Here is a 17627-nt window from a genome sequence, read left to right as displayed (position 1 = left end):
GCGACGCGGGGTACGCGTGGGGTTAAAGGGCGTCCGGAGCGCGGTCCTGAAAGGCGGACAGCGGCCGTCGACGATGGCCACCGCCGCTAGCGTCTGGTCGCGACGACCCCGAAGTGGTCCTCGTGAAACGGCTCCAGCGACCGCGTTTCGAGTATCGCATAGCCCTCGGAAAGCGTCTCCAGCACCTCGTCGAGGACGGCTTCCGGCTCCCGAACGACGTCCTCGCTTCGCGGCTTGACGGCCAACAGAAGCCGGCCGTCCTCGCGGAGGAAGCGCCGGTTCGCCAACGCGACGTTCGCCTGCCCCCGCGTCGCAACGTCCTGGACGATCGCATCGACCGGTTCGACGACGTGGGCGTACGTCTCCGGCGACCTCGCGTCCTTCAACAGCGCAAAGAGGTTCGGCCGGGGCTCGGCCGCCTCGAGGAGGTCGCGGGCAGGACGGGCCGCGAACTCGACGGCGTAGGTCGGTCCGGCGATGTCGGCGACGTGGCTGACCGTCGTCCCCGCCGCCGCGCCGAGATACAACACGGTCTCGCCACCCTCGAGGCCGTGTTCCATCCCGCGTTCGAACATCGCTCCGAGCTTCGAGCGGCGGGCGTCCCACCGCCGCCACTCGCCGTCGGTCGGTTCGCCGTACACCGGTTCGCCCCGCGTCGCGAGCCACTCGTCGTCGCCGCCGAAGGAGCGCCGCTCGACGCCGTCGGGGAGGCTCATTCGACATCACGCGCCTGGATGCGCTCGATACGGTCGTGGAGTTCAGCCTCCAACTCCGGCCGGCGATCGCCGGCGTAGTGGTCGATCCGTGCGGCGATCGAGAGCTTCCCGGCGAGGGCCCGAGCCGCCGACCCCCGATGTTCGGGGTGGGTACCGCGTACCGCCTCGTGGGTGAAGATGATCCCGTGCTTCGGCGACGGTGCCCGCCCGCGGAGGTGGGCGAACAGCGCCTCCTCCGCACCGAGGACCTGCACCGTTCCGGCCGGCTTCCGGGCGAGCTGTTTCAGTCCGCCGACGAGGGCGATGAGCCGGGCGGCGAGGACGGCCCCCGCCAAAGCGGTGAGGTTCGGCGCGACCTCGGGGGCGGTCCGTTCGACGTGACTCCGCAGCGCGGCGGCCTCGTCGTCGAGGTCGCGGACTCGCCCCGCGAGCGAGGCAAGCCGGCGGTCATCGACCGTTTCGTCGTCGGCCAGCGTCCGCGCGTAGGCGACGCCCGTCCCGGCGTCCCCGCGTCGGCTTCCGGCCCACTCGGCGACGCGCTCGGCGAGTTCGTTCGCGACGCGTTCGCAGTCGTCCATCGCCCGGATCGCGTGAATGAGCTGTTTGTCGTCGGCCCGTTCGGCCTCGTGGACGGCCTCGCGCGTCGCCCGGAGCGTCGCCTCGTGGAGGGCCTCGTAGTACTCGTCGTCGTCGTCGGCAAAGCCCGATTCGACGGCGATGGCCGGCCAGTCGTCGGGGGCGTCGGCCGACCCCTCCCGGATCGCCGTCGCGGCACCCGCCGTGTCCCCGGGATCGAGCCCCTCGAACCAGCCCGCCGCGTCCTGGTGTTCGTCGGTCACGCGTGGACGTACTGGCCGCCCCGGTATATGCGTTCTCGATGATCGGTCGGGCCGATTAGGGCTCGATGACGAGTTTGCCGAGGAAGCTGTCGTCCATCACGTCCCGCTGTGCGTCGTCGGCCGCATCGAGCCCGTAGCTTCGGGCCGTCTCGATCCCGAGGACGCCGGCGTCCATCAGGTGGGCGACCCCCCGAAGCGGTACGCGCAGGTCGGGCGCGTTGAACATACTCATGAGCTGGTAGGTGACGTCCTTTGCCCGCCCGCCGGCCACGTTCGAGAAGGCGGGCGCGGGGTCGTTCTCGCCGATCCCGACGACGGTGGCGTCGGCCGCGGCGACGTCCGCATCGAACTGGAGATAGTCGTCGAGGCGGTGATCGAGAATCACGTCGACGCCGCCGTCGGAGGCGTCGAGGACTGCCTCGGCGAGGTCATCGCGCCCGTAATCGAGGACCGCCTCGGCCCCGAGCGCCTCGACGTCGTCGTGATACGTCGGGGCGGCGGTGCTGAGACATCGCGCGTGGACGGCGCTCGCGATCTGGACGGCGACGTGGCCGACACCGCCCGACCCGCCGTGGACGAGACAGTATTCGGCCGGATCGAGGGCGGCGTGATCGACCAGTGCCCGCCAGGCGGTACAGGAGACGACGCCCGCAGCGCCGGCCTGTGTCATCCCCGCGTCCTCGGGCAGTTCGACGACCCGATCGGTCGGGACGGTCGCGTACTCGGCGTACGCGCCCTGGTGTTCTCCGTTGCCGATCCCGGTGCCGTACACTCGGTCGCCGGTCTCGAACCCCTCGACGCCCTCGCCCGTCGATTCGACCGTCCCGGCGAAGTCGACGCCCGGCGTGAACGGCAACTCGACCGGTTCGTAGGTGCCGTCCCGGAAGTACGTGTCGACGGGGTTGACCCCGGCGGCTCCGATCTCGACGAGGAGTTCGCCGCCGTCCGGTTCGGGACGCTCGATCTCCTCGACGCGCAGTACCTCGGGTCCGCCGTGATCGGTGACGCTGACTGCTCGCATTGTGTCAGTGTCCTCTCGGCGCGAGGACATAAACGTGGATGTGCCGTGCGGGGCGGGAACGTGGATGCGCCGTGCGGGGCGGGAACGTGGATGTGCCGTGCGGGGCGGGAACGTGGATACGCCGTGCGGGGCGGGAACGTGGATGCGCCGCGTGGTTCCACCTCCCTGCGGGCCGAATCGGAGCCCCCGCTCATACTGACGGACAAAAGAATGTACACACGACGCACGAGGATCACACCGTTCGACGGAGCGAACGGCGGATCACTCGTGAGTCGGTTTCATTTGATTTCGTCCACCAGTATCAACAGACCGGCTTGGGGTTGACGCCCATCGATTCGAGCGACTCGGTGTACGCCTCGTAGGCCGCCTCGATCGCGCCGTGTGCCGCCTCCAGGGCCGTCTCCCACCGCTCCTCGTCGTCGCCGCACTCGGCCGCGAGCAGCGCCTCGGCCCGCTCCATCTGCGCGTCGAGGTCCGCACCCATTTCGCGGAACAGCCTCGCGGTCTGGGGATCCGCGTCGCCAACGAAAAAGCCCGTGATCTGGGTCTTCGATTTCTCCGCGGCGATCGTCCGGCCGACGAACCCGCCGAGACGGGCCGCCGTCCCCTCCAGCCCCCGGAGGTACGCCTGGATCGCGGGGACCGTTCCCGGCTCGTGATCGTCTAGCTCGCCGGCGACCGTCGCGTAGTGGGATCGCTCCTCGCGTTCGGTCGCCGCGAACGCGTCGGCGACGTCCCCGTCCTCGGCGTCGGCCCACGCCGCGTAGGTCTCGGCGGCGTGGTGCTCCGCCGTGGCGGCGGCGGTGAGTACGTCGTCGGGGGTCATCTCGCCGCCGGTTTCGGCGTACAGTGACTTCGAGGACCCAAGCCGCGAGAGGGCGGTCTCGTTCTCGGTGCGGACGGTATCGGTGAACTCGTCTGAATTCATGATCGTCTGTACTGCGGGCGTCGGCTTGTATGCGATGGTCCTCGACGAGGCCTCGCTCACTCGGCCTCGCCTGTCTCACGGGTCGCAATACTCCCCGTTCGGTCTCTCGAGGCCTCGCTCACTCGGCCTCGCCTGTCTCACGGGTCGCAATACTCCCCGTTCGGTCTCTCGAGGCCTCGCTCACTCGGCCTCGCCTGTCTCACGGGTCGCAATACTCCCCGTTCGGTCTCTCGAGGCCTCGCTCACTCGGCCTCGCCTGTCTCTATCGGCGCACCGACCAAATTACCCCACTCCGTCCAGGAGCCATCGTAGTTGACCGTATCCTCGTAGCCGAGCAGTTCGTGGAGCGCGAACCACGCTACCGAGGAGCGCTCGCCGATCCGGCAGTACGCGACGGTCGTACTCTCGCCGTCGATACCGCGGTCGGCGTAGAGCTCTTCGAGTTCGTCCGCGTCCTTGAACGTCCCGTCGTCGCCCGTCACGGCCGCCCACGAGATGTTCTGTGCGCCGGGGATGTGGCCGCCGCGCTGGGCCGTCTCGTTGAGCCCCGGCGGGGCGAGCACCTTGCCGCTGAACTCCTCGGGCGATCGGACGTCGACCAGCGGGAGGCCGCTATCGATCGCGTTCTCGACGTCCTCGCGGTAGGCTCGGATCGATTCGCGGGGACCCGAGGCCTCGTACTCGACCGCGGAGAAGGTGGGGACGTCCTCGGTCGTCGGATAGTCGTTGTCGAGCCAGTACTCGCGGCCACCGTCGAGCAGCTTCACGTCGTCGTGGCCGTAGTATTTGAACTGCCAGTACGTGTAGGCGGCGAACCAGTTCGCGTTGTCGCCGTACAGCACGACCGTCGAGTCCTCGGTGATACCGTGCTCGCCCAGGAGGGCCTCGAAGTCCGCCTTGTCGAGGATGTCGCGGGTCGTCTGGTCTTGGAGGTCCTCCTCCCAGTTGAAGCCGATAGCCCCCGGCGCGTGGGACTCGTCGTAGGCCTCGGTGTCGACGTCGACCTCGACGAGCCGATGCGCCGGATCGTCGTCTTCGAACGCTTCGAGGTTGTCTTCGACCCAATCGGCCGATACCAACACGTCGTTCGCGTAATCGGAATCGCTCATTACGACCCACTATACACGGTATGTATATAAACAACCGTCCGTGACGGCATACTCCGCCACCCCTCACCGGTGACGGCAACAGACCCGGACGACCGGTCCACGCCGGATGCGATACGAGCGGCCGGAACCCGTCGATACGACGCCCAGATCGCCGACACCGATGAAATCGGGCCACGCCAACCGGGACACAGCTACAGGAGATACTTGCCGGTATCGGTGACCGCCATCCAATACCGGCGACGAACGAGCGATTAAGCCGACGGACCTGGATAGTGACGGTATGAACGAGCGAATCGTCGACGTCGAGTGGGTCGCGGATCGGCTCGAATCGCCCGAGACTGCCGTTATCGACGTCCGGGACGCCTGGGAGTACGACGGGATCGGACACGTCCCCGGCGCGGCCAACGTCCCCTTCGACAGCTTCCGGGCTGACGAACACGGAGCGGCCGAGGCCGGGATGTTACCGGGGGCGAACGCCTTCGCCGACCTGCTCGGATCGGCGGGGGTCACCCCCGAGGACGATATCGTCGCCTACGATGACACCCACGGCGTCTTCGCCGCCCGGTTGCTCGTAACCGCGGAGCTGTACGGCCACGACCCCGCGAAACTGCACCTTCTGGACGGCGATTACTCCGTCTGGAACCGCGCCGAACCGACGACGACCGAACCGCCCGAGCGCGGCGCTGGATCCGCTTTCGAGGCCGACACCGACCCGGAATACGACGCGACGTATCCGGCCCGGTTCCGCGCTGACGGCCCCCTCGTCGAACGCGAGACGATCGAGGCCGCGCGCGACGACCCCGACGCCGTCATCGTCGATACCCGCGAGGCCTGGGAGTACGCGGAGGGCCACATCCCCGGGGCGGTCCGTCTGGACTGGCGGGAGCTCGTCGATACCGACGCGCGCACGATCCGGCCCGAATCGGAGCTTCGTCCGTTGCTTTCCGATCGGGGCATCGTCCCCGGAACCCGCGTCGTGCTCTACTGTAACACCGCCCGCCGGATCAGCCACACCTACACGGTGCTTCGGGCGCTCGGATACCCGGACGTCGCCTTTTATGAGGGCAGCCTCACCGAGTGGGAGCGCGAGGGCGGAACGCTCGAAACCGTCGAGTGATCGCACGCGTCGGGTCGATCAGCCGGCGACACAACTGTTTTGCCGATCGCGCCCGAACGCGGTGATATGACATTTGATCCCAGTGGCGGCGTCGCACCCGACGACGTAGAAACGCGCGTCGACAGCCTCCTCGAGGGGAACGAGCTCGTCCTCTTCATGAAGGGCAACAAGCTGATGCCGCAGTGTGGCTACTCCCAGAAGGCGCTCGATATCCTCGGTCGGTACCACGACGCCGACGACATCGTGACCGAGGACGTCCTGCCCGCCCTCGACGCCTACCGGGCCGCCCTCGAAGAACACAGCGGCTGGGAGACGATCCCGCAGACGTTCGTCGACGGCGAGTTCATCGGCGGTAGCGACATCCTGGAGGAACTCCACCAGCGTGGGGAACTGGCGGACGAACTCGGCGTCGACGTCGATCTCGACGTCGATCCCGACGCGGACGACGACGGCCTTGAAGCGCCCTTCTAGACGACTTTCAGTAGCTGTCGTTCGAACTTCCCGACCCGGACTCGCTGCCAGCCACGGAGTTTCTCGTCCAGCTTCGGATCGCCGGTGTCGACGCGTAACACGCCGATATCGGAGAGCTTCTGTTTCGACGCGACGACCTCGATTTCCGAGCGACGGATCACCGCCGGCGAGATCTGGTCGTTTCCGCGGCCGAAGACGAATCCCTGTCCACCGATCGGCGAGACGACGATGACGTTTCGCTCGCCGAGCGACCGGAGGATCTCCGTCTCCCCCGCATCGCGGACGAGCACGTCGCCGTCGCGCCAGACGTCGACGCCGAGCGGCGAGCCGTCGATCCCGAGTTCCGTTTTGACCGCGTCGACGGTCGAGCCCGGACCCAAGACGTACGTCGCGTCCTCCGCTCCGATCTCGGCGGCGACGGCGGCGGCGAGGGACTCGACGGTCCCGCCGCCGATCTGCTTCGAGGACTGGACCTCATCGCCGACCGGAACCGACGCGAGCGCCTTCAGTTCGGTGTTCACGTCGCCGCCGCGGTAGGCGTCCTCGTCGATGTCGTTGACCTCCCGCGTTTCGGTCCGATCGAAGGTGGTCGCGATCCGTCCGGCGGCCCGCGGGGTGACGGCGAACACCGAGGAGTACACCTTTACCCCGCTCGGAACGCCGAGGATCGGTGTCCCGTCGTCGAGCGCACCGAGCGTCTCCGCGACGTCGACTGCGGTTCCGTCCCCACCGACGAAGAGGACGAGATCGACATCGGCCTCGACGAACCGCCGGACCGCATCGCGGGTGTCCGCCGAGGTAGTGCCCTCTGCGTCGGCGTCGGGGCGGCCGACCAGAACGGGCGAAAACCCGGCCGCCACGGCTTCTCGCTCGCCCATCTCGCCGCCGTACGTGAACAACTCGACCCCGCTCGGCTGGCTTTTCAGGTGTTCGAGCGCCTCGCGGGCGCGGGCCGGCGACCGCGGCGTCGCCCCCCGGTGTCTGGCCTCCTCGACTTTGTTGTCGGTTCCCTTGAGGCCGACCCGGCCACCCATGCCGGCGATCGGGTTCACCACCAGCCCAACGCGTCGCATACACGACGTCGGTGGTGGTGAGGGAAAAACAGACCGGTGTCGGACCCCGCGCCGAACGGAATCAATTAATACCCCGGGGCGGCGACGTTGACGTATGACCCCCGTCCTACAGGCGTTCGAGGACAGCCCGCTCATCGTCGACGCGTCCGGCTGGGCCGTGTTGCTCGCCAGCCTCGCGATCACCGTCGGCTGGCTCTGGTATCTGTACCGCTAGACCGCCGAGGCCCCGCAGTCCCGTAGCTGCCGCGTCACCGTCCGTACGGTCGGGTCCGGCGTCGACACGCCGGCGTCGACGCTTCGATCCCGTTCTCGCGGACCCATCCTCCCGCTCGGCGCTATGTCGACGCTTCGATCCCGTTCTCGCGGATCCACTCGACGGCCTCCTCGACCGCGGTCGGGTCGGTGCTCTCGACTTTTACGCGGACGTTGTCGCCGGGATAGCTGCCGACCTTGACGTCGAACCGCGCTTCGAGTTCCCGGAGCCGATCGACCAGCGCGCTTTCGGGCTCGTCCAAGGTGACCGACTCGACGTGTCGGCGCTGTCCCTCGAACTCCGATGCGACCGATTCAAACATCGCCTGCATCTCCTCGGGAACGCCCGGCAGGATGTAGATGTTCTCGACGACACATCCCGGTGCGACCCCGACGCTGTTGTTGAGCGGACGGGCCTCGGCCGGCAGATCCGCCGTCCCGGCGGTGAGATCGGACCGTGCGTAATCGCGCTCGTCGTCGAGCCACTCGAGGGCGGCCTCGGACGTTTCGAGCGACTGTCCGACGGCAGCGGCGACGGCCTCCATCGTCCGGTCGTCGTGGGTCGGGCCGAGGCCGCCGGTCACGACCACGGCGTCGTACTCGGCTGCGTACTCGTTTATGACGCGGGCGATGTCGGCGATGCGGTCGGGGAGCACCGTCACCCGCTCGACCGACGATCCACACTCGGTGAGCCGTTCGCCGAGCCACGCGGCGTTCGTGTTGACCGTATCGCCGGACAGCAGTTCGTCACCGACGGATACTAGAGCGACGTCCATACACTGGGTTCGGGCTGGAATCGAATAAACGGTGAGGACCGTCGGCGTCAGGCACGACGCGGTCGCGGGTCGCCGGCGTCACCGCATCCCCGGAGGCGGCCCTTCGCGGTCATCGTCCCCGGTATCGACGTCGAGCCCCTCTTGATCGCGGCGTCTTTCCGCGCGCTGGATGCTCCGGTAGTAGTAGCCCGCCCCGACGACGCCGACGAGTCCGGCGATGGCGGCGAGCCCGCCGAAGAGCCACAGATCCCGATCGAGATACCAGCGGACGGTGAGCACGGACGTTTCGACGCTGTTCCACCGGAGATGGACCCGGTCGTCGATGACGACGCGTTCGTCGTTCGGCGGTCGCGTCCGCGACAGGAGCGGCACCGAAGCGTCCCGGCCGGGCGGCAACGCGACCTCGTAGCTCCCGTGGACCGGCGTGTAGACGGCGATCTCCTTGCCCGACTTCGGCGTCGTGTAGGCCAACTGGCCCTCCTCGGCGGGCAATTTGACGATCGTCCGCTGGCGCGTCGTGTTGACGGCGAGGGCGTCGGTGGGCGTTTCGGTACCGTCCTCGCGGCGCACCACCGCCTCCCCGTCGGCGTACCGGACGAGCGTCCCGTTCGTGTAGCGGAACTGCAGCGCCCGCACCTCGAGGGGGTTCTCGATCGTCAACGCGTTCGTCCGGTAGAGCTCCATCGTTCCGTTGCCGCCGGTCACCTTCGCGGAGACGTTGTAGACGGCGGTGTAGTTCCCCCGGTTGACGGTGATGAACGCATCACGGTCGGTGTCGTACTCGTACTCGGCGTCCGCCGAGAGCGCCTCTGGGTCGGCTGCGTCGTCCCCGAGAAGCGTCGTACAGCCGGTGAGGCCGACCAAAACGAGCAACGCGAGCACGGCGAGGAGGCGACGGTTCATGACTATGGGACGACGGCGAGCAGTTCCGCCTCCAGGTGGGGGCCGATGTCCGCGAGCAGGCCGGGGGCGTCGGTGCCGTCGCGACAGATGACGCTCGATTCGAGCAGCCCGATCCGTTCGACGGTGACGATGTCCTCGGCGTGGCCCGAGCGGTTGACCGTCGCCCGAAGCTGGGCACGCGTCGTGCTGTTGGCGTTGACGCGGCCGGTGCCGCGGGTCCATTCGTAGAGGCGGTCCCGTTCGGCGTCGGCGAGGCGGTTCGGCTCGTCACCGCCCTCGACGAACCGGAGCGGGACGTGCTGGACGAGCCCGAAACGCGTCCGGACCTGCTCCGGACGTCCGGGGCCGAGTCCGAGTTCGTCCGCCGGGATCCGGACTGGCTCGCCGGCGTCGAGGACGACCCCGTCCTCGTCCCAGGATTCGAGCGTGCCGACGTAGGTTTCGCCCGCCTCGCGGTGGGGCGTGATCGCCCCCCACTCGGCTTCGAGCAGGTTTCGGGCGACGGGTGCGTCCTCCCCGGTCACCGTCACGGAGGGGAACTCGTCGTCCCGGAGGCCGACGGTGAACTCGACGTCGAGGTCGCCGAGTTCGTTTTCGACGAGCGATTCGAGCGAGTCCATCGCCCGGCGGCGGCCCTCCCCCATCACGTACACTTTGGTTGCGAGGACGACCATCAGGCGTCTATGGCCCCGTCGATGTCGGGTTCGGTGTCAACGTTCAGTTCGTCGCCCAGCTCCTCGATTCGCATCTCCATCGCGTCGATGAGCCGGTCGTTGTCCATCGTTTCGAGTTGGCTGCCACACTGGGGACACTCGAAGCCGAACTCCATCGCCTCGCCGAACTCGAATCGGATCTGACACTGCCCACAGAGGTAGAACTCGTTTTCGTTCTCATAGCGTCTGCGCTGTTCGAGCGCCTCGAGCAGCCGGCGCATCTCCGATTCGAGCTGTTCCGGTATGGATTCGTACTCGAAGGTCCACAGATACGTAAGCCACCCCGAGTCCTCGTCCCGCAGTCGTCGATAGGACGCCAGATCGTTCTCGTACAGAATGAAAAGCGCCCGGCGGACGTCGTTGAGTTCGAGTCCGAGCTCCTCCGCGAGTTCCTCGTCGGTAACTTCGCCGTCCGGCGGCGCGGCGGCGACGGGCATCCCCGTCGGCCCGACGAGTTCGTGGAGGTACTTCTGAATAACCGGGTCGTTCAGTAGTTCCTCAAAAGCCATTGAGTATATATATGCCAGCGGGTCGTTTAAAAGCTCCGGAACCGGGGGCGCGGGAGTCCGGCCGCCGTCGCCCGGTCGGCGCGAGAGGTGGTCCCCATCACTCGTCTTGCTGTCGGAGCCGCTGTCTCGTGAACTTCGGCTGGGAGCTGATCCCACCGCTCCGCCGGAACGAACGCCAAAGCGAGATCCCGAGCGGGACCGAGGCGACGAGCGCGACGGCGGCGGCGGGCGTCGTCGCGAAGGCGTACAGCACCGACGCCGAGATGAGCGTCGCGGTCAGGAGTGCCGCGAGCGCGATCCGTTTGGCGAGCCGGTCGAACGTCTCCTCCTCGCGGGCGAACTCGACGGTGAGTGTCACGTCTCCGCGGTCGAGATCGTCGAGCGTCGATTCGAGCTTCGGCGGAACGCGGACGAGCGACTCCCCGAAATCGCGGGCTTCCGCTGCCCGCTCGGCCACGAAGTCGCGTGCGCTTTCCTCTATGAACCCCTGCTCGCGGAGGTAGCCGGTCGCCACGGAGATGAAATCGAACTCCGGATCGAGCGTGACACAGACCCCCTCGACGACCGTCGCGACCCGCAACACCAACGCGAGGTTCGGCGGGAGCCGAAGCGGGAACTCGTAGATCGTGTCCTCGACCTGCTGGATGATCTGTTGGACGCGATACTGTTCGATGTCCTCGCCGCGGGCGTCGGCAATGGCCAGTTCCATCACGCTCGACATCACCTCCCGGTCGGCGTCGGGACTGAGCGTCCCCATCTCGACGAGCGCGTCCAAGATCGCGTCGGTGTCCTGGGCGGCGACGGCCATGTAGAACTCGATTATCTTCCGCTGGATGAACGGATCGACGCGCCCCGACATCCCGAAATCATAGAAGACGAGCGTGCCGTCGTCGCGAACCGCGAGATTCCCCGGGTGGGGATCGGCGTGAAAGACCCCATCCTGGACGATCATCTGGAGATACGTCTCCTGAAGCGTCACGGCGAGTTCCGTCCGATCGAGGCCCAGCCCGTCGAGGTCCTCGACGTCGGAGATCTTCGTCCCCTCGACGTACTCCATCGTCAACACCCGGTCGCTCGACAGCTCCGGGAGGGCGTCGGGGATCCGGATCCGGTCGTTCGCGGCGAAGTTCTCGCCGATCTCGACCAACATCGCCCGCTCGCGTTCGTAATCCATCTCCTCGCGGATCGTCTTCTCGAACTCGTCGGCGATGGTTTCGAGCGAGAACGACCGGGCCTGTCCGACGAACCGCATGAGGACCGGCAGCGACCACCTGACGACCCGCAGATCGGCCTCGACGAGCGGCCCGATGTCCGGCCGCCGGACTTTCACTGCGACCTGCTCGCCGTCGATCTCGGCGACGTAGACCTGTCCGAGGCTCGCACCGCTTATCGCCTCGGTGTCGAACTCGTCGAACGTCTCCTCGATCGGCCCGACGTCGGCCTCGATGACCGCCTTCGCGCCCGCCCACTCGGCGGGCGGTACGTCGTCCTGCAGTCGTTCGAACTCCTCTATGTACTCCGGCGGCAACACGTCCGGCCGCGTCGAGAGCAGCTGTCCGAGTTTGATGAACGTCGGGCCGAGCCGCAAAAGCGAGTCCAAAAGCGACCGAGCGCGCTTCCGTTTGGTCTCCGTGGGAACCTGTCTCCCCCGGCCGAAGAACACGAACCGCTTTCGGTCCCGGGCGTAGGCGAGCAAAAGCGGCAGAAACTGGTAGGCGACGACGAAGAACCGCCGGTAGGCCCGAAGCATCAGCTCGCCACCCCACGGCGTCTGGCGGGGCTCCGGCGGCGCTCCCCGGCGGATCGGACCCGTCTCATCGGTACCGGTTCGCTCCCGTCACGAGATGGGGATCCGCTGGCCACCCTCGGCGGTTGATTTCGGGAGTGTCAGCGTCAATACACCCCGTTCGATCGACCCCTCGGCGTGCGCCCCCGTGGCGTCGGGCGGCAGCGGCAACTCGGCGTCGAGAAACAGCGCCCGCTCCTCGGTGAGATACCGAAACTCCCGCGGGACCGACTTCTCTCGACGGGCCTCGATCGTCAGCCGCCCCCCCTCGACCGTCACGTCGACCGTCTCGGCGGTCGCCCCCGGCAGATCGACGACGAGGAGATACGCGTCGTCGTCCTCCAGCAGATCGGCAAATACCGTCTCCGGAAGGTCGCCGAGCGCTTCGCGCAGTTGCATGCGAACCCATACGAGCGCGTCCGCGTTAAAAGCCCCGGTGGCGGCCAGCCAACGCCGCAGTCGCGGCCAGCCCACGGCATCTGCCGTCCGCCCGAGGCCCCGACCGGCGGCCCGAAATAGCTCCTTCGGGCCGTCCGCCCTCCGGGAGCGACGGTACCCGATAGAACGTACGGCCGACGGTGCCGGGGGCGGACGGCCGATGCCATCAGGGCTCGATACGGTCGAGATCGAGTTCCAGTTCCGCGACGTGGTCGTTGTACGCCTCGACGAACCCGGGGAACCGGGGTGCGTACTCCCGGACGTCGCTGGCGGCCGGCGGGCCGTACTGCGAGAGGAGATACACGCCGCCGGAGCCCCCGACCCGCAGATACGATACGCCGTCGAGTTCGCGTTTGAGCTCCCAGCGGGTCCCATCGACGCGAGCGGTGAACGTCCCGTACTCGGTGGCCTCATAGCGGTGGAGTTCGCCGGCCATCCGCCCACAGCACGCCTCGATCCGGCCGACGATGCGCTCGCGTTCGACGACCACCGACTCGGCCGACCCGACCGTGGGGAACCCATCGTCGACGCCGTCGAGGAATCCATCGACCGAGGCGACGTAATCGTTGTAGGCGGCGACGAACGCCTCGTAGTCGGTGAGCGCACGCGAGAGCGCTTCCGGGTCCGCCGGCGACTGCGTCGAGACGACGTACGTCTCGCCACCGCCGCGCGGTTCGTACAACAGGAACTCCAACTCGCCGGCCTCGTATTTGACCGTCCACTCGCCGCGGTCCGTCGAAAACGACCGCCGGCCGTAGTCGCCCCCCTCGACGCTCGCGACGTTGTACGCGATCCGTCCCGCGTGGTCTCTGATCGCCGCGAGCACCTCCTCGCGACGGTCGGTCACCGCGTCTACGTCCGACACCTCGATGTCCAGTTCCGACAGCGATACCATTCTTCGGACCCAGACACCCCGACGACATAACGGCTCGGATCGGCCGCGACCGGAAGCCGTTCGGGGTATCGCCCGACGGCGTCGCTCCCGGACGCCGAGGAGCGCCGCGGTACCCGTGGGGGAATCTCAGCCCCGATAGCCCGCGAGCCGATCGAAGACGTCCGCCCCTTCGTCGATGGCGGCTTCGAGCCGTCTGACGCCGGGCTTGTCGACTCGATCGGCGTCCCCGACCACACTGACGCGTTCGGTGCCACAGGGGACAAAGCCGATCCCGAGGGACTCGGCGGTGGCCCGGAGCCCGAGTCCCGCACCGGCGTCGCTGCCGAGTACCTTTCGAGCGGGCGATTCGTGGGCTCGAACCGCGAGCTCGAAGCCGTCGATGGCATCGGTCAGCTCGCGGCGGTCGACGCCCCGCTCGGCGGCGAGCTCGTCGAGGGCGTCCGAAAGCGTCGACCGCAGCCCCGAGTCGGCCGTTCGGTTTACAAACCGGACGTCGTCGTCGACGAGCGCCGACAGCCCGTCGACGTCACCGGGGTTTCCGGCCGGGACGACGAGGCCCCACTCGCGTGACCAGCCGCCCAACTCGACGCCGCTCGGACCCTCGTCGCCGGTCACGACAGCGACGTCCGTGAGGCCGTTCCGGAGTCTACGCCGGCCCTGTCGGCTCCCGACCGCGAGGTAGCGGGGTCGTTCGACGCGGTCGAGCAGCCGCGAGAGCGCCGGATCGTCCTCGCCGGCACCGAAGAGCGTCGGTGGACGCACGTCGCCCGAAAACAGCGTGACCTCGACGGGTTCGCCCTCGTCCAGGTACTCGACGTCGGGCGGTACCGAGACGATCCCGTCGGCCTCGACGAGGCTCGTCGTCGCGCCGCTGCCCTTGTCGACAGGATAGACGAGCGTCTCGCCGTCGCCGTCGGTGACCATCCCGGCGGGCATGTACCGGAGTCGCCCCTCGCTGTAGCGCTCCCGGATCGCCATTCGGCCCTCGACCGTCGCCGTCTCGGGCTCCGGCCGCCCCGCGGCCCGTCGGATCGCCGGGGCGACGAACGCCCGAAAGATCGTCAGCGCGGAGACGGGATAGCCCGGCAAGCCGACGTAGGCGCTGCCGGCCAACTCGCCGACGAGCATCGGCTTGCCGGGTTTGACCGCGACGCCGTGCAACAGGAGTTCGCCCGTCTCCTCGACGACGCGGTAGATGACGTCGACGGCCGAGGCGGAGGTCGATCCCGACGAGAGGACGAGATCGCACTCCTCGGCGGCGGTCCGGAGTGCGGACTCCATCGCCCCGTAGTCGTCGCCCGCGTGGGGGTACAGCTTCGCCTCGCCGCCCGCCTCCTCGACGGCGGTCGCCGTCGTGTAACTGTTGACGTCGTAGATCTGGCCGGCGTCGCTGTCGAGTGGCTGGCCGGGACGGACGAGTTCGTCGCCCGTCGAGACGATACCGACGGTGGGGACGCCCCGGACCGGGACCTCGTCGACGCCGATCGCCGACAGCAGCCCGACCTCCCTGGCCGTAACGACGGTTCCGGGGCCGAGAGCGCGCTCGCCCGCGGCGATGTCCGCACCGGCGAACATGACGCGATCGCCCGGAGCGAGCGAGGTCCGGACGAGAACGGTGTCCCCGGAGTCGCCGGCGTCGGTCCGCTCGACCATCACGACCGCGTCCGCGCCAGGGGGGAGGACGGCACCCGTCGATATCTCGACACACTCCCCGTTCTCGACCTCGACGGCCGGCTCCGCCCCGGCGTGGATCTGGCCGATACGGGTCAGCTCTACCGGGTCGGCCTCGTTCGCGCCGAACGTGTCGGCGGCCTTGAGCGCGTAGCCATCGACGCTCGCCCGGTCGAACCCGGGGACGTCGAGGTCGGCGTCGAGCCGATCGGCGAGGACGCGCCCCCGGGCCTGCCGGAGCGGAACCGTCTCCGGATCGGGCGTCAGGTCGAGCGACGCGATCTTCTCGCGGGCGACATCGGGATCCGCGAGGTCGCGGAACTGTTTTCTATCCATTGTACTCCCACTCTTGGACCGTGACGGTCTCACCCTCGGGGATCCCCTCTCGGCTCTCCTCGACGACGACCCACCCATCGGCGAGTGCGACACTCGAGAGGACGCCGGAGCCGCTCGCCCGCGTCGGCGTCGCGTCGAACCCTGGGTCGCCCGCTCTCTGTTTCGAGCCGTTCGCTTTCTGTCCCGAGTCGTTCGCCTCGAGCGTCACGCGGACGAAGGTCCGGACGCCGGGTTCGCTCCGGATCTTTCGGGCGAGCGTCGCCTCCCGGGTCGGCAGCGGTTCGAGCGGTCGACCCCCGAGATGGGCGATCAGCGGTCGGAGGAACTGGACCGAGTTGACGATCGCCGCGACGGGGTAGCCGGGGAGCATGACGACGGTCGTTCCCTCGACGCGACCCAACGCGACCGGGTGGCCGGGTTTCAGGGCGACGCCGTGGACGAATACCTCGCCGAGATCCGATATGACCTCGGGGATGAGATCTCGTTCGCCGACCGAGGAACCGCCGGTCGTGACGACGACGTCGCGGACGAGGTCGCGTTGGACCGCCGCCCGGAGCGCGTCGTGGTCGTCGGTGACGATCCCCCGTCGCGTCACGTCGGCACCCCACCGCTCGGCGAGCCGTGAGATCGTAAACCGGTTCGTCTCGACGATCTCACCGGGGTCGGGATCCGACTGGACGAGCTCCTCGCCGGTCGGGACGACGGCCACCTCGGGGTGTTCGACGGCCTCGACGGTGCCGACGCCGGTTCCCTTCAGGAGCCCGAGATCGGAGGGGCGCAGCGTATGTCCCGGTTCGTAGAGGCGTTGGCCGGCCTCGACGTCCTCGCCGACGGGGCCGACGTTCTCGCCCGCGGCGACGGCGTCGAAGAGCTCCAGTTCCTCGCCGACGCGCTCCGTTTCCTCTATCATTACGACCGCGTCGGCACCCTCGGGGAGTTCGCTGCCCGTGTGGACGCGGACGGCCCGGTCCGGCCCCATCGCGTCGCTCGGACGGACGATCGCCGGCGAGCGATCCGACGCACCGAAGGTGTCCTTGGCCCGGACGGCCCACCCGTCCATCGCCGCGCGAGCGTAGTGGGGAACGTTCATTACCGCGTCGATCGGCTCCGCAACGGTTCGGCCGTCGGCGGCCGAGAGCGGAATCCGCTCGGTTCGGTCGATGGGCGGGACATCGAGGAGCCGTTCGCGCGCGGTCGAAACGCGGGTTCGCTCCTTGAATCCCGCCTCGCTGAGATCTGCCATACGCGTACTGTGGCCTCCGAGAGCAAAAAGGGTCAGTTCCGCGCGAGTTCGGCGGGTCAAACGCGGTCCCGGCGGACGGTTCGACTCGGGCGGGCGATTCGACCCCCGACCGTCCGTCCGCTGGGCCGAAAGCTTAGGACGGCCCCGCCCCCATAGACGGGTGTGAACCGAGTCGAAGTCAGTACTGTCACTTACCTCCCGGCCGAGGACGTCTACGAGTTCCTCCTCGCGTTTCGAGGCTACGCGGACTACTCGGAGCATCTTCGGACGGTCGAGCAGTTCGGCGACGGGGACGCGGGGACCGAATACGTCCTCCGGTTCGAGTGGTGGAAACTCCACTACACCGCCAGATCGGAGGTCACGGAGGTCGAAAGGCCCCGACGGATCGAGTGGCGGCTGATAAAAGACGTCGACGCCTCCGGCCGGTGGCTGGTCGAGCAACTCGACGACGGCGATGGGGAGACGCCCCCCGAAACGAGAGTCACGTTCGTCGCGGAGTACGCCCCCGGGTCGGCCGACGACGGGATCGTCGATCTGCCGCGATTCGTCTCGCTCGGGTGGGTCCTAGAGCGGATCAAACCGAAGATCCGGTCCGAGGCCGAACGGATCGTCCGACGCGTCGTTGCCGATCTGGAGGGCGAAAAACGCGACGTGTCGCTCCGGATCGAGACCGGGTAACCGACCCCACCCTACTTCGCTCGGTCTTGCGACCTCGCTCGTTGAGGGAAGAGCCACTGGCAGAGCGTAATGAGTGACGGAAGTTATGGGCATGGAATGAGACTGGAAGGTAATGAGTGGAGATCGTCGGATCGAGATTGTCCGGCATCTGGA

Annotated in this window: 18 protein-coding genes; 3 read left to right on the top strand and 15 right to left on the bottom strand. The window is 68.0% G+C overall.

The features are described 5' to 3' along the window. Positions 1-86: 86 nt before the first annotated feature. From HZR14_RS07175 to HZR14_RS07155, 5 genes are all read right to left on the bottom strand, one after another. On the bottom strand, positions 87-716 hold the full coding sequence (locus HZR14_RS07175; RefSeq protein WP_181692188.1) for a fibrillarin-like rRNA/tRNA 2'-O-methyltransferase: 630 nt from the start codon (positions 714-716) through the stop codon (positions 87-89). Next, positions 713-1555 (bottom strand): NOP5/NOP56 family protein, encoded by an 843-nt coding sequence (locus HZR14_RS07170; protein WP_181692187.1) that lies wholly within the window; start codon positions 1553-1555, stop codon positions 713-715. The genes HZR14_RS07175 and HZR14_RS07170 overlap by 4 nt, the downstream gene beginning before the upstream one ends. Before the next feature lie 55 nt (positions 1556-1610). Beyond that, positions 1611-2576 carry an alcohol dehydrogenase catalytic domain-containing protein gene (locus HZR14_RS07165; protein ID WP_181692186.1) on the bottom strand — a complete coding sequence of 322 codons (966 nt, stop codon included), beginning with the start codon at positions 2574-2576 and terminating at the stop codon, positions 1611-1613. A 301-nt stretch (positions 2577-2877) separates the two neighbouring features. Further along, the gene (locus HZR14_RS07160; RefSeq protein WP_181692330.1) at positions 2878-3504 is read right to left on the bottom strand and encodes a rubrerythrin family protein; all 627 of its coding nucleotides are present in this window, start codon (positions 3502-3504) and stop codon (positions 2878-2880) included. 242 nt (positions 3505-3746) lie between these two features. Then, complete coding sequence (locus HZR14_RS07155) at positions 3747-4613, bottom strand: sulfurtransferase (RefSeq protein WP_181692185.1); 867 nt, start codon at positions 4611-4613, stop codon at positions 3747-3749. Positions 4614-4893: 280 nt separating this feature from the next. Here HZR14_RS07155 and HZR14_RS07150 point away from each other — a divergent pair, with 280 nt between their 5' ends. Then, positions 4894-5730: a sulfurtransferase gene (locus HZR14_RS07150; protein ID WP_181692184.1), complete on the top strand. Its 837-nt coding sequence runs from the start codon at positions 4894-4896 to the stop codon at positions 5728-5730. Between the two features lie 66 nt (positions 5731-5796). Continuing rightward, a complete protein-coding gene (locus HZR14_RS07145) occupies positions 5797-6201 on the top strand; it encodes a glutaredoxin family protein (RefSeq protein WP_181692183.1) in 405 nt (134 codons plus the stop codon). On the opposite strand, the gene HZR14_RS07140 is transcribed toward HZR14_RS07145, so the two are convergent. The 10 genes from HZR14_RS07140 to HZR14_RS07095 all read right to left on the bottom strand — a co-directional run bounded on the left by HZR14_RS07140 (position 6198) and on the right by HZR14_RS07095 (position 16796). After that, positions 6198-7274 carry an ATP-NAD kinase family protein gene (locus HZR14_RS07140; RefSeq protein ID WP_181692182.1) on the bottom strand — a complete coding sequence of 359 codons (1077 nt, stop codon included), beginning with the start codon at positions 7272-7274 and terminating at the stop codon, positions 6198-6200. The genes HZR14_RS07145 and HZR14_RS07140 overlap by 4 nt on opposite strands. A gap of 335 nt (positions 7275-7609) precedes the next feature. Next, positions 7610-8302: a competence/damage-inducible protein A gene (locus HZR14_RS07135; RefSeq protein WP_181692181.1), complete on the bottom strand. Its 693-nt coding sequence runs from the start codon at positions 8300-8302 to the stop codon at positions 7610-7612. Between the two features lie 78 nt (positions 8303-8380). After that, on the bottom strand, positions 8381-9205 hold the full coding sequence (locus HZR14_RS07130; protein ID WP_181692180.1) for a DUF5803 family protein: 825 nt from the start codon (positions 9203-9205) through the stop codon (positions 8381-8383). A gap of 2 nt (positions 9206-9207) precedes the next feature. Further along, positions 9208-9879 carry a DUF2110 family protein gene (locus HZR14_RS07125; protein WP_181692179.1) on the bottom strand — a complete coding sequence of 224 codons (672 nt, stop codon included), beginning with the start codon at positions 9877-9879 and terminating at the stop codon, positions 9208-9210. Then, positions 9879-10427 carry a transcription factor E gene (gene tfe / locus HZR14_RS07120; RefSeq protein ID WP_181692178.1) on the bottom strand — a complete coding sequence of 183 codons (549 nt, stop codon included), beginning with the start codon at positions 10425-10427 and terminating at the stop codon, positions 9879-9881. The genes HZR14_RS07125 and tfe overlap by 1 nt, the downstream gene beginning before the upstream one ends. A gap of 97 nt (positions 10428-10524) precedes the next feature. Next, the gene (locus HZR14_RS07115; RefSeq protein ID WP_181692329.1) at positions 10525-12180 is read right to left on the bottom strand and encodes an ABC1 kinase family protein; all 1656 of its coding nucleotides are present in this window, start codon (positions 12178-12180) and stop codon (positions 10525-10527) included. An 84-nt stretch (positions 12181-12264) separates the two neighbouring features. Continuing rightward, on the bottom strand, positions 12265-12612 hold the full coding sequence (locus tag HZR14_RS07110) for an Hsp20/alpha crystallin family protein (protein ID WP_181692177.1): 348 nt from the start codon (positions 12610-12612) through the stop codon (positions 12265-12267). Between the two features lie 205 nt (positions 12613-12817). After that, positions 12818-13546 carry a profilin-fold protein gene (locus HZR14_RS07105; protein WP_181692176.1) on the bottom strand — a complete coding sequence of 243 codons (729 nt, stop codon included), beginning with the start codon at positions 13544-13546 and terminating at the stop codon, positions 12818-12820. Positions 13547-13672: 126 nt separating this feature from the next. Continuing rightward, a complete protein-coding gene (locus HZR14_RS07100; RefSeq protein WP_181692175.1) occupies positions 13673-15553 on the bottom strand; it encodes a molybdopterin biosynthesis protein in 1881 nt (626 codons plus the stop codon). Then, positions 15546-16796, bottom strand: a complete 1251-nt coding sequence (locus tag HZR14_RS07095; RefSeq protein ID WP_181692174.1) for a molybdopterin molybdotransferase MoeA — start codon at positions 16794-16796, stop codon at positions 15546-15548. The genes HZR14_RS07100 and HZR14_RS07095 overlap by 8 nt, the downstream gene beginning before the upstream one ends. Before the next feature lie 162 nt (positions 16797-16958). Between HZR14_RS07095 and HZR14_RS07090 the strand changes: the two genes are divergently transcribed. Beyond that, entirely contained in the window at positions 16959-17474 is a 516-nt protein-coding gene (locus HZR14_RS07090; RefSeq protein ID WP_181692173.1) for an SRPBCC family protein, read from the top strand. Positions 17475-17627 lie beyond the last annotated feature (153 nt).

Source organism: Natronomonas salinimetallica (assembly GCF_013839515.1).
Lineage (GTDB): Archaea > Halobacteriota > Halobacteria > Halobacteriales > Haloarculaceae > Natronomonas.
This window is presented reverse-complemented; position numbering and strand designations above follow the sequence as displayed.